Source organism: Streptosporangium sp. NPDC006013 (assembly GCF_040614275.1).
In the GTDB taxonomy this organism is placed as follows: Bacteria; Actinomycetota; Actinomycetes; order Streptosporangiales; family Streptosporangiaceae; genus Streptosporangium.
Map to the genome: position 1 here is coordinate 1 of NZ_JBEXUE010000333.1, position 11,263 is coordinate 11,263.

Below are 11,263 nucleotides of genomic sequence, written 5' to 3' on the forward strand. Positions count from 1 at the left end.
GGGCGGGTGGTGAGTGGACGCTGCACGCCCAGGGAGTGCTGGCGGAGCGGGCGGCCGAACCGGGGTTCGATCTGGTGCAGTGGCCGCCGGCGGGGAACATGCTCGATCGTGCCGGGAAGTCGCAGAACGCGCACCCGATAAAGGCGCGTCGAACGCAAGATGCCCCGCACGTCACGCATGCGGGGCCACATGAACTCGAAGGCTTTATGCCGTTAAGCTCGCCGGAAACCTACCCGGTGTGATCCTGACCTGTCAGCCTTGCGGCCGACGAGGTGGGAGGATGACCTCCGCTTGCGCGTCCAGCAGGAACGCCGGACCGATCGATTAGTCACTCTACCACAACGACATGCTCACTCAGAATCATTCCGTCGAGGCGGCACGCCTGACGATCTCGCTCTTCCCCGCCTCGCGCATCGCCTCCACCGGCACGTCCGCGCGGCCGGTCATCATCTCGACCTGCCGGACCGCCTGGTGCAGGAGCATCGGGAAACCTCCGACGACAGTCCCGCCCCGCTCGGCCACCGCCGCCGCCGGCCGGGTGGGCCAGGGTGCGTAGGCCACGTCGAAGAACGCCGGCACGTCCGCCAGCGACTCGGTGAAGCCGTCGGCCGCGCCGGAGGGCAGGGTCGAGACGACCAGATCGACCCCCAGCGCGGTGTCGAGCTTGTCGAAGGTCTGCACCGTCAGGCTCATGTCCAGCCGCTCGGCCGTCTCGAAGGTCTCCGCCGCCCTGGACGGGTCACGGACCACGAGGGTCGCCTCGCCCAGACCCAGCTCGCGCAGGGCGGCCAGCGCGGAGGAGGCCGTCGCGCCCCCGCCGAGGACGGTCGCGGAGGCGGGCGGGGCCACGCCCGCCTCCGCGAGCGCCCGGACGATGCCGTACACGTCGGTGTTGTCCCCGTGCCGGGCGCCGTCGCGCAGGATCACCGTGTTGGCCCCACCCACCTGGAGTGCGAGCTCCGAGACGGTGTCGAGCAGCGGCAGCACGGCCCGCTTGAGCGGCATGGTAAGCGAGAGCCCCGCCCAGTCGGCGTCCAGCCCGTCGAGGAGGCCGGGGAGCCCGGCCTCGTCGCACTCGATCGCCTCGTACCGCCAGTCGTGCAGGCCCATGCCCTCGTAGGCGGCGCGGTGCAGGTACGGGGAGAGCGAGTGGGCGATCGGTGACCCCAGGACCGCCGCTCTCAGCATCCGTTCCCCTTGTTTCTCTCGTACTCGGCCTTGAGCGCGAGGAAGTCCGTCTCCGTCGAGGCGAACTTGGTGATCTGCCGCGCCGGGCAGGTGGTCACGAACCAGACCCAGTCCCCCTTGGTGGGGTTGAGCGCCGCCTGGATGGCGTCGTCTCCCGGGTTGGCGATCGGTCCGGGAGGCAGGCCCTCGAACCTGTAGGTGTTGTAGGGCGAGGAACTCTCAAGATCCTTGTGGGAGGACTCGATGCCGTACTTGTCCAGCCCGTACATCACCGTGCTGTCCATCTCCAGCTTGCGGCGGGGATTGCCGTCGAGCCGGTTGTAGATGACCCGGGCCACCTTGCCCATGTCCTCTTTGGTACCGGACTCGGCCTGGACGATGCTGGCGATCGTCATGATCTCGTGCGGAGTGTGCCCGAGTTCCTTGGCCTTAGCCTGCAGGTCGTCCTTCTCCGCCGTCTGGGTGAAGCGGTCGACCAGCGCGACCAGGATGTCGGAGGGCGTCATCTTGGGCCTGATCTCGTAGGTGGCCGGGAAGGCGTAGCCCTCCAGCCTGCCCCTGGCGTAGGACGGCAGGCCGAGCTTCCGGCTGTTCTTGGCCGCCTGCTGGAACTCCCTGAGCGGCTTGCCGGTCTTCTCGGCGAGTTGCTTGAGGGTGTCGCTCAGGCGCAGCCCCTCCTTGAGGGTGACCCTCTCCAGCAGCCGCTTTTCCGGATCGAGAAGCTTGACGGCCTCCGCGGCCGCCATCTGCTTGCGCATGCTGTATTCGCCAGGCTGCAGGGAGGAGCTCTTGCCCGCCTGGGCGACGGCGTTGACGAAGGCTTTGACGCTCTTCACCACGCCCTGCTCCTCCAGGGTCTGGGCGACGTCGGAGGCGTTCTGGCCGTCCTTGATCTCCACGACGACCTCGCCGGACCCGGGTCCGGTGTAGTCGTCCGGGGTCATCACGTCGCGGACCCAGGTGTAGCCGTAGAAGCCGGCGGCACCGATGCCGCCGAACAGCACGATGACCGCGAGCATGGGGGCGAGGAAGCCGCCCCGGTTGCGGCGGCGCTTCCTGCGCCGGCCGCGTCGGCCACCGGAGTCGCGTCCTGAGGACGCGCGAGATCTTCGGCCCGGCCGACCTTCGTCGTCGGAGCCGACCAGAAAGTCCATATCGAGATCGTTCATAGAGACGCTGGCCAATCTCCCGCTAGGGACGGCCTGGCGTCAAGCGGGTGTGCCAAACCGAAGGAAAGCACCCGGCCAGACCTTCCGGTGTTCCGGAAGTGGTCGTCTGGTCCGCGGGTACGGGGCGCCGCATGCGGCGGAACGGGGGGTGTTCCGCCGGGCATCAACGCTTCCCGAGGTATCTGTTCAGCTCTTCCCGGTATCTCACAAACTCACTCTCTTTGTCAGTGAATTTCGTGATTCTATGCTCCGGATCTGTGGTTACGAACCAGAACCAATCACCTTGATCTGGCCGAAGTGCCGCGATCAACGCCTTCTCCCCGGGGTTCGCGATGGGTCCGGGGGGCAGGCCAGGTCTGCGATAGGTGTTGTACGGAGACCTCACCTCGGTGTCCTTCTCGGACACCTCCAGGGTCCTGCGCCTCTGCGCGTACAGCACCGTGGTGTCCAGTTGAAGTGGCGTTCCTGCCCTGATCCGGTTGTAGATCACTCTAGCGATCTTCGGATAGTCCGGGTCCCGCCCACCCTCCGCCTGGACGATGCTCGCCATCGTGACAGCCTCCAGGGGGGTCAACCGCTTCCTGGCGGCCCGCTCCTTGAGGTCGAGTTGCCCGGCGACCTGTTTGTAACGTTCCACCATCGCGACCAGCACGTCCTGAGCGGTCGTACCGGGCTCGATCTCGTAGGTGGCGGGGAACAGGAAGCCCTCGGCGTTCCTGGCGTACCGTGGCAGGCCCAGCGCCCGCACGTCGTCCGCGGCTCTGGCCAGGTCGGCCCGGCGCATGCCGGTGCCCTCGGCGAGCCGGTCGAGCAGTTCGGGCAGGCGGAGCCCCTCGGGGACGGTGACCCTGCGCACCATCCGCGACTCGGGCGTCACCAGCATGCCGAGTGCCGAGCGGGCGTCCATGCCCCTGCGGAGCCTGAAGTGGCCGGGGTGCAGGCTGCCCGTCCTGGCCTGCTCCTCCGCCGCCCTGACGAACGCCCTGGCACTTGCCACCACTCCGGCGTCGGCCAGCACCAGCCCGATCGCACCGGCACTCGCCCCCTCGGAGATCTCGACGACGACCGTGCCGGACCCCGGCCCCTCGAAGTCGGCGGGCATGAGATAGGGGCGGACCACGACGAGCCCGGCCGCCGTCCCGGCGGCGGTGGCGAGCACCGTCGCCCCGGCCACCAACAGCCATATCGGCCGCGGACGGCTCACCGAACGGTCCCGCCGCCCGGTGGCGCGACAGGGCTGCCGGGCGGCCTGCCGGTGGCGCGTTCGGCGTCCAGCGCCGCCTGGAGCAGCACGACGGCGGCAGCCTGGTCCACCACACCGCGCTGCTTCTTCGCCTTCACCCCGCTGGCCCGCAGTCCCTGCTGGGCGGTGACGGTGGTCAACCGCTCGTCGAACATCCGCACCGGGACGGGCGCCAGCCGGAGTGCGATCCGGTTCGCGAAGTCACGGGCGACGGCCGCCGCCTGCCCCTCGCGCCCGGAGAGCGAGGTCGGCAGGCCGACCACCACCTCGACGACCTCGTACTCGGCCGCGATCTCCGCGAGCCGGTCGAGGTCGCCCTTGCCACGCCGGACGGTCTCCACCGGCGTGGCCAGCAACCCCGAGGGATCGCTTCTGGCCACGCCGATACGGACCGAGCCGGCATCGACGCCCAGCCGAATGCCGTCTCTCATCATCTCTGTCTCCACCCTCGCACCGGCCACGGCTCGAGAGTGTCGTTCCCCATCAGGTGAGCGTCTGTGTGATCGCCTGCTCGACGGCCGCGAGCGCCTCGTCGATCGCCTCGGAACGCACACCGCCTCCCTGAGCGACGTCATCCTTACCGCCACCGCCACCTCCGAGTGCCTTCGCGGCGACGCCGACCAGACGGCCGGCCTTCAGGCCGCGATCGCGTCCCACCTCGTTGACCGCGGCCACGACGACCGGCCGGTCATTGGGGACACCGGCGACGACGACGACCGCAGCGCGGTCGCTCGGGAACCGGCCGCGCACGTCGAGTGCGAGTTTACGCAGATCATCAGGAGATGTTCCATCAGGCGCACGGTGCGTCACAACGGAGACTCCATGCAGATCACGGGCGTTTCCCGCCATCTCCCCCGCACCGGCGAGCGCCTGGGCCGAGCGCAACGTGGCCAGTTCCTTCTCCGCGGAGCGCAACCGGGTGACGATGCCCTCGACGCGTTCGGGGAGCTCTTCCCTGCGCGCCTTGAGCTGCTCCGACAACTGGGCGACGAGCACGCTCTCCCTGGCCAGGAAGCGGAACGCGTCGAGGCCGACCAGGGCCTCCACCCGGCGCACCCCCGCACCGATCGAGGCCTCACCCAGCACCTTGACCAGGCCCAGCTGCCCGGAGCTGGCGACGTGGGTGCCACCGCAGAGCTCACGGGAGTACTCACCGACCTCGACGATGCGGACGGTGTCGCCGTACTTCTCACCGAACAGGGCCAGCGCGCCCATCGCGCGGGCCTCGGCCTGGGAGGTGTGGAAGGCGTTGACCCGCAGGTCGTTGATCAGGACCGCGTTGACCTCATCCTCGACGTCGCGCAACACGCTGGGCGGCACGGCGCCCGCAGCGGTGAAGTCGAAGCGGAAGCGGCCCGGCGAGTTCTCGGAACCGGCCTGCGCCGCGGTCTCACCCAGCGCGTTGCGGAAGCCCCGGTGCACCAGGTGGGTGGCGGTGTGGCTGCGGGAGATGGCCCGGCGCCGCTCGACGTCGATCTCGGCCTGGGCCGTCTCGCCCACCCGGATCTCCCCGGTACGGACCTTGCCCCGGTGCACGACGAGGCCGGCGACCGGGGACTGCACGTCCACGATCTCCACCTCGGCCCCGCCGGTGCGGATGAGGCCCTGGTCGGAGAGCTGGCCACCGCCCTCGGCGTAGAACGGGGTGCGGCTCAGCACGACCTCGACCGCCGTACCCGCGCCCGCCGCGGCGACGGAGGCGCCGTCGACGAGGAGGCCGGCGACCTCGGCCTCGGCCGTCACGTGGTCGTAGCCGAGGAACTCGACCTTGCCGGCCTTCTCCAGGATCTGGCCGAAGACCGAGATGTCGGCGTTGCCGGTCTTCTTGGAGGCGGCGTCGGCCTTGGCCCGGTCGCGCTGCTCCTTCATCAGCCGGCGGAAGCCCTCCTCGTCGACCTGCAGCCCCTGCTCGGAGGCCATCTCCAGGGTCAGGTCGATCGGGAACCCGTAGGTGTCGTGGAGCTGGAAGGCCTGGTCGGCCGCGAGCGTGCCCCGCCCCTTGCGCTTGGTCTCCTCGGCCGCCACATCGAAGATCGCGGTGCCGGTGCGGAGGGTGCCGAGGAAGGACCCCTCCTCCGCGTCGATGACGCCGTGGATCTGCGGGGCGTCGGCCTTGAGCTCCGCGTACTGCTGGGCCATGACATCGACGGTCACCGCGGTGAGCTCGTGCATGTAGCGCTCCTCGCCCGCGCCGAGCAGGCGCAGGTTACGGATGGCACGGCGCAGGATGCGGCGGAGCACGTATCCCCGGCCCTCGTTGGAGGGCAGCACCCCGTCGGCCACGAGCATCACGCCGGTCCTGACGTGGTCGGCGACGACCCGCAGCGAGACGTCGGCGCGCTCGTCGCGGCCGTAGCGCGTCTTGGTGAGCTCCGCGGCCCGGTCAAGGATCTTGTACGTGGTGTCGATCTCGTAGATGTTGTCGACGCCCTGCAGGATCGCCGCCATCCGCTCCAGGCCCATGCCCGTGTCGACGCTCTTGGCCGGCAGCTCGCCGACGATGTCGAAGTCCACCTTGCTGCGGACCGCACCGAGCTGGAACTGCATGAAGACGTTGTTCCACACCTCGAGGTAGCGGTTCTCGTCGACGATCGGGCCGCCCTCGCGCCCGTACTCGGCACCGCGGTCGTAGTAGATCTCGCTGCACGGCCCGCCAGGCCCCGGCACGCCCATGTGCCAGTAGTTGTCCGCCAGGTCACGGCGCTGGATGCGCTCCAGCGGCACTCCGGCCTTCCTGTGCCAGATGTCGGCGGCCTCGTCGTCGTCGAGGTAGACGGTGACCCAGAGGCGGTCCTCGGGGAAGCCGAACCCACCCTCGGACTCGGGCTTGGTCAGCAGCTCCCAGGCGAACGGGATCGCCTGCTCCTTGAAGTAGTCGCCGAAGGAGAAGTTTCCGAGCATCTGGAAGAAGCTGGCGTGCCTGGTCGTCTTGCCGACCTCGTCGATGTCGAGGGTCCTGACGACCTTCTGCGCGCTGGTGGCCCGCTTGTAGGGCGGCTTCTGCTGGCCCAGGAAGTAGGGCTTGAAGGGCACCATGCCCGCGTTGACCAGAAGCAGCGTCGGGTCCTCGGCGATGAGGCTGGCCGAGGGCACAACGGTGTGCCCACGCTCCTCGAAGAAGCGCAGGAAGCGGCGGGCGATCTCTGCCGACTCCATGTCAGCGGCCATCCTTTACGTTGGAGTGATAGGGGTTTTCCACAGTGTCGAGCCCGAACCTGGATCGCAACTCGGTTTCCCGCTCGGCCGCACCTCGCAGGGCGTCCTCCGCGAGATCCCGCGCCTGCTCCAGGACCCCGCCCGCGTTCCGAACGGCCCGGCGGGCCAGGTGGTTCGGGTGCAGTGCCTGAAGCTTACGCATGACCCACAGCGCGCCGAACGCGCCCAGGCCCATGTAGAACAGCCTGCGGATCATCTCCGCCGCCTTTCCAGCGCCTGCGCGGCGGGCCTGGCGCGCCTGCGGGCACCCACGGCCCGGCGGACGCCGTGGGTGAGGGCCGCGACCTTGATCAGCGGCCCGGTGACCAGGCTCTGGGTGACGTCGCTGACCTTGGCCACGTGCCCGCTGACCTGCTTGACGTCCCTGGTGATCGCCTCGATGGCGACCAGCTGACGGTTGGTCTCGCCGACGGCGGCCGACACGTCCTCCAGCAGCGGCACGACGCGGTCGCCCAGCTGGGAGACCATCTTGGTGGTCTCGGTGAGCAGGCGGGCCAGCCTGACCATGACGACGGCCATGAAACAGACCAGGATCGCCCAGGCCATCGCGACGATCAGCCCCGCGACCTCTCCTGCGGTAAGCATGTGCGGACCCGTCCCCTCATAGGTGACCCCGGCCATGGTCGGGTGGATTGGCAAAACCCTATCGTGCCCGATATCACTCATCCTCACTTACCGCGCGCGACCGGACCACGCCTTCGGGGCCGGTCGGGCCTCTCGGGGAAGGCCCGCCGCCGAAGGACCCGGGCTCTCTTCGGACCGCACGGGGTTCACGGTGCCGCCGCGCCCGCACCTGGCCCGCCCTCCGTCTGAGGTCTCGCACAGCCCCTGGGGATCGCTCCTTGCCCCGGAGAGTCATCGAGCGCGCTTCCGGGAGGGCGCCGATACCCAGGGAGCGGCGCGGGGTGAAGGTGATCTCCCACTGGTCACCGTCCCTCAGCCCCGATCCCTCGGCGCGCACCAGTGCAGGAGCGACCCTGCGGGGTCAGGCGGATCTCGTCTATCGCGACGGCGTGTTCTTCCTCGCCGTGGTCGTCGAGGTGCCCGCTCCCCCCTCGAGGGAGGAGCCGAGGGAGTGGCTAGGGGTGGATCTGGGCATCGTCAACCTCGCCACCGACTCCACGGGTGAGCCCTACAGCGGCAAGGGGGTGCGGGCGGTGCGGCGGCGCAACGCCCGCCTGCGAGCCCGCCTCCAGGCCAAGGGGACGAAATCCGCCAAGCGGCTGCTGAAGAGGCGCCGTAAGGAGTCGCGGTTCGCCCGCGACGTCAACCATGTCATCGCCAAGAAGCTGGTCGGCAAGGCCAAGGACACCCGTGCCGGGATCGCCCTGGAAGATCTTCAGGGCATTCGGGACCGGGTCACGGTTTGTAAGGCTCAGCGTGCCGACCTGCACTCCTGGGGTTTCCATCAGCTGCGGACGTGTGACGTACAAGGCCGCCCTCGCCGGAGTTCCCGCCGCGAGATCGTACGTGGCGGCGTGCCGGGCGAGCGGTACGGCGGGTCACTCTCCGCGCAGGAAGGTGCGGATCCTGGACCAGCGGTCGGCGAAGCCCGCCTCGGCGCCGTGCCGGGTGGGCCGGTAGTAGCGCCGGTCCCTGAGCTCCTCGGGCGCGTACTCCTGACGGACCAGGCCGTGCTCGAAGTCGTGGGGGTACTTGTAGCCCTTGCCGTGGCCGAGCTTCTTGGCCCCCGGGTAGTGGGCGTCACGCAGATGGTCGGGGACATGGCCGATGTTGCCGCGCCGCACGTCCTCGGAGGCCGCGCCGATGGCATTGATCACCGCGTTGGACTTGGGGGCCAGCGCGCAGTGGATGACCGCCTGGGCCAGGTTGAGCCGCCCCTCCGGCAGGCCGATGAACTCCACCGCCTGGGCCGCGGCCACCGCGACCTGCAGGCAGGTGGGATCGGCCATGCCGACGTCCTCGGAGGCGAAGATGACGATCCTGCGGGCGATGAACCGGGGGTCCTCGCCCGCCTCGACCATCCGGGCGAGGTAGTGCAGCGCGGCGTCGGCGTCGGAGCCCCGCATGCTCTTGATGAAACCGCTGATCACGTCGTAGTGCTGGTCGCCTTGACGGTCGTAGCGCACGGCCGCCTTGTCCACCGCCCGCTCCACCACCTCGACGGTGACCTCGCCGTCGGCGGAGATCAGCGCGGCGGCCTCCAGGTAGGTGAGCGACCTGCGGGCGTCGCCGCCGGCCAGCCGCACCAGATGCTCGGCGGCCTCGGGCGCCAGGCGCACCCTTCCCTCCAGGCCACGTGGGTCGGCGACGGCGCGCTCCAGCACCACCCGGATGTCGTCTTCCGACAGCGACTCCAGGGTCAGCAGCAGCGAGCGCGACAGCAGGGGCGAGATGACGGAGAAGAAGGGGTTCTCCGTGGTGGCGCCGATGAAGGTGACCCAGCGGTTCTCCACGGCGGGCAGCAGGGCGTCCTGCTGCGCCTTGTTGAAACGGTGCACCTCGTCGACGAACAGGACGGTCTGGCGACCGGACATGCCCAGCTCTCGCCGGGCCTGCTCGATGGCCGCGCGGACCTCCTTGACACCCGCCGACACCGCGGAGACCTCCACGAAGCGGCGTTTGGTGACGCCCGCCACCACGTAGGCGAGGGTGGTCTTGCCGGTGCCCGGCGGGCCCCAGAGGAAGAGCGACATCGGCGCCTCGGCCTCGACGAGGCGGCGCAGCGGCGTACCGGAGCCCAGCAGGTGCCGCTGGCCGATCACCTCGTCCAGGCTCCTGGGGCGCATCCGCACCGCCAGGGGCTCCTGGCCGCGATGGGCCTCCTCCGCCGCCGAATCGAACAGGCTGTCCACTCCTGAGACAGTACCGCTGCCCGGCTACGCCTCAGTTCGCCCAGACGGTGACGGCCCCGCTGTGCCCGGCCCGCACCACGTAGTAGAGCGCGACGGCGGCCAGGACCACGGTCAGCGCCGAGACGGCCAGCCCCGCCCGACGGCCGAACCGGTCATCGCGCGAGACGTGGACGAGAGCCAGCGACATCACCCCGAGGGCGAGGGTGACGAGCAGCAGGGGGATGCTGAAGCTCGCGTGCTCGGCTATGCGTTCACCGACCTGCCCGCCCGCGGAGGCGAAACGGCCCTCCTCCAGCGACTCCCCGCTCTCCCGTGCCACGAAGACGCTCACCGGCACTATCGGGGCGAGCCCGACCACCGCCCAGGTGAGCACGGGCCGGGTACGGGGCAGCAGCGCGTACACGGCGGCGAGCACCGCCAGGAGCGGGGTCAGGACCACGGCGGCGTGGACGACCAGGGGGTGGAGGGGCAGGCCGAGGATCTCGTCGAACATGGAGCGCTCCGGTGGTGCGTGGCTCGTCATCAGCAAGTACGGATCACACCATGACCGGGTTATGGAGAGTGTGAAGAGATCCCGGTCTTTCCCCTCTGTCCCCATCCGGCGAATTCCGCCACTTACGTGCAGCACACCTTAGGGCCGGTACGCTTTCCGCCAGTCCGTAGTCATGTAACAGTAATCCTGGAGGACATAGCGGTGAGCGCCGAGGACCGCCAGAGCCAGTTGGCTCGGGAGCACAAGGAGCGGCAGGCGAAACGTGCTGAGCAGAAGAGCACGTCGAAGCGGAACGCCGTCATCGGAGCGGTCATCGCGGTGGTCGTCGTCGCGGGAGGCCTGTTCGCCGGGGTGAGGCTCCTCGGTGGTGACGGCAAGGAGGTCCAGGCCGCCGCGACGCCCGATGCGAGCAGCACACCGTCCGAGGACGCCGTCGCGACGCCCGAACCGAGCATCACGGCCCCCCCGGCCCCCGTGACCTGTTCCTACCGCAAGGACACCAGCGGCAGCCCGATGAAGAAGGTGGGCATGCCGCCGACCAAGCCCAACCTGAAGTTGAAGACCATGACGATCACCACCAACCACGGTGACATCGTGATCGACCTGGCGACCGCGCAGACTCCCTGCACGGTCAACTCCTTCGCCTTCCTGGCCAGGAAGCACTTCTTCGACAACACCAAGTGCCACCGCCTGGCCACCCCGGAGAACTCCGGGGTGGGCCTGCTGCAGTGCGGTGACCCGCAGGCCAAGGCCGACGGCAAGAACCCCACCGACGGTCAGGGCAGCTCGGGCTACGTCTACGACAGCGAGAACCTCGGCGGGATCCCGTACACCAAGGGCACGGTCGCGGTGGCCCAGGCGGTCGACGCCGTCAACCAGAACGGCAGCCAGTTCTGGATCTCGCTGGCCGACGAGACCGACCAGGTGGAGAAGGCCTACACCCCCTTCGGCGTCGTCTCCCAGGGCATGGAGATCCTCGAAAAGATCTACAAGGGCGGCTGGATCACCAACCCCGACGACATCACCGGCGACGGCGGCTCCAACGCTCCCAAGATCCCGGTGATCATCAAGACCGTACGGCTCTCCTAGCCGGATCCGCGGCGGCCCGCCGCCCGCGAGACGCCCCGGTGGTCATCCG

Annotated in this window: 11 protein-coding genes and 1 pseudogene; 3 read left to right on the forward strand and 9 right to left on the reverse strand. The window is 69.4% G+C overall.

What is annotated here, in order from left to right; translation table 11 throughout:
• The coding region (locus ABZ260_RS35955) for a hypothetical protein (RefSeq protein ID WP_355626532.1) at positions 1–242 on the forward strand (242 nt) is incomplete at its 5' end.
• A gap of 118 nt (positions 243–360) precedes the next feature.
• Here ABZ260_RS35955 and ABZ260_RS35960 read toward each other — a convergent pair.
• The 7 genes from ABZ260_RS35960 to ABZ260_RS35990 form a co-directional block, all read right to left on the reverse strand.
• A complete protein-coding gene (locus ABZ260_RS35960) occupies positions 361–1,188 on the reverse strand; it encodes a shikimate dehydrogenase (RefSeq protein WP_355626533.1) in 828 nt (275 codons plus the stop codon).
• Positions 1,182–2,342: an endolytic transglycosylase MltG gene (gene mltG / locus ABZ260_RS35965; RefSeq protein ID WP_355626535.1), complete on the reverse strand. Its 1,161-nt coding sequence runs from the start codon at positions 2,340–2,342 to the stop codon at positions 1,182–1,184. Before mltG (ABZ260_RS35965) ends, ABZ260_RS35960 begins: the two co-directional genes overlap by 7 nt.
• 178 nt (positions 2,343–2,520) lie before the next feature.
• On the reverse strand, positions 2,521–3,561 hold the full coding sequence (gene mltG / locus ABZ260_RS35970; protein WP_355626537.1) for an endolytic transglycosylase MltG: 1,041 nt from the start codon (positions 3,559–3,561) through the stop codon (positions 2,521–2,523).
• Positions 3,558–4,031: a Holliday junction resolvase RuvX gene (gene ruvX, locus ABZ260_RS35975; RefSeq protein ID WP_355626548.1), complete on the reverse strand. Its 474-nt coding sequence runs from the start codon at positions 4,029–4,031 to the stop codon at positions 3,558–3,560. Before ruvX ends, mltG (ABZ260_RS35970) begins: the two co-directional genes overlap by 4 nt.
• A 52-nt stretch (positions 4,032–4,083) precedes the next feature.
• Positions 4,084–6,756, reverse strand: a complete 2,673-nt coding sequence (gene alaS / locus ABZ260_RS35980) for an alanine--tRNA ligase (RefSeq protein ID WP_355626539.1) — start codon at positions 6,754–6,756, stop codon at positions 4,084–4,086.
• A 1-nt stretch (position 6,757) separates the two neighbouring features.
• Complete coding sequence (locus tag ABZ260_RS35985; protein ID WP_350927308.1) at positions 6,758–7,012, reverse strand: hypothetical protein; 255 nt, start codon at positions 7,010–7,012, stop codon at positions 6,758–6,760.
• Positions 7,009–7,455: a DUF948 domain-containing protein gene (locus tag ABZ260_RS35990; protein WP_355626541.1), complete on the reverse strand. Its 447-nt coding sequence runs from the start codon at positions 7,453–7,455 to the stop codon at positions 7,009–7,011. The genes ABZ260_RS35985 and ABZ260_RS35990 overlap by 4 nt, the downstream gene beginning before the upstream one ends.
• Before the next feature lie 446 nt (positions 7,456–7,901).
• Between ABZ260_RS35990 and ABZ260_RS35995 the strand changes: the two are divergent.
• Positions 7,902–8,066: pseudogene (locus ABZ260_RS35995) on the forward strand (RNA-guided endonuclease TnpB family protein); the annotation flags it as partial.
• A gap of 252 nt (positions 8,067–8,318) precedes the next feature.
• Here ABZ260_RS35995 and ABZ260_RS36000 read toward each other — a convergent pair.
• On the reverse strand, positions 8,319–9,632 hold the full coding sequence (locus ABZ260_RS36000) for a replication-associated recombination protein A (protein ID WP_355626543.1): 1,314 nt from the start codon (positions 9,630–9,632) through the stop codon (positions 8,319–8,321).
• A 31-nt stretch (positions 9,633–9,663) separates the two neighbouring features.
• Complete coding sequence (locus tag ABZ260_RS36005) at positions 9,664–10,125, reverse strand: hypothetical protein (RefSeq protein ID WP_355626545.1); 462 nt, start codon at positions 10,123–10,125, stop codon at positions 9,664–9,666.
• A 201-nt stretch (positions 10,126–10,326) separates the two neighbouring features.
• Here ABZ260_RS36005 and ABZ260_RS36010 point away from each other — a divergent pair, with 201 nt between their 5' ends.
• Positions 10,327–11,214, forward strand: a complete 888-nt coding sequence (locus ABZ260_RS36010; protein ID WP_355626546.1) for a peptidylprolyl isomerase — start codon at positions 10,327–10,329, stop codon at positions 11,212–11,214.
• The last annotated feature ends 49 nt before the right edge of the window (positions 11,215–11,263 follow it).

Bases quoted from the DNA above. Each gene is read 5' to 3' on its own strand.
- mltG (WP_355626535.1), bottom strand. From the start codon at position 2,342: ATGGACTTTCTGGTCGGCTCCGACGACGAAGGTCGGCCGGGCCGAAGA.
- ABZ260_RS35960 (WP_355626533.1), bottom strand. From the start codon at position 1,188: ATGCTGAGAGCGGCGGTCCTGGGGTCACCGATCGCCCACTCGCTCTCC.
- ABZ260_RS36005 (WP_355626545.1), bottom strand. From the start codon at position 10,125: ATGTTCGACGAGATCCTCGGCCTGCCCCTCCACCCCCTGGTCGTCCAC.
- ABZ260_RS35985 (WP_350927308.1), bottom strand. From the start codon at position 7,012: ATGATCCGCAGGCTGTTCTACATGGGCCTGGGCGCGTTCGGCGCGCTG.
- alaS (WP_355626539.1), bottom strand. From the start codon at position 6,756: ATGGAGTCGGCAGAGATCGCCCGCCGCTTCCTGCGCTTCTTCGAGGAG.
- ruvX (WP_355626548.1), bottom strand. From the start codon at position 4,031: ATGAGAGACGGCATTCGGCTGGGCGTCGATGCCGGCTCGGTCCGTATC.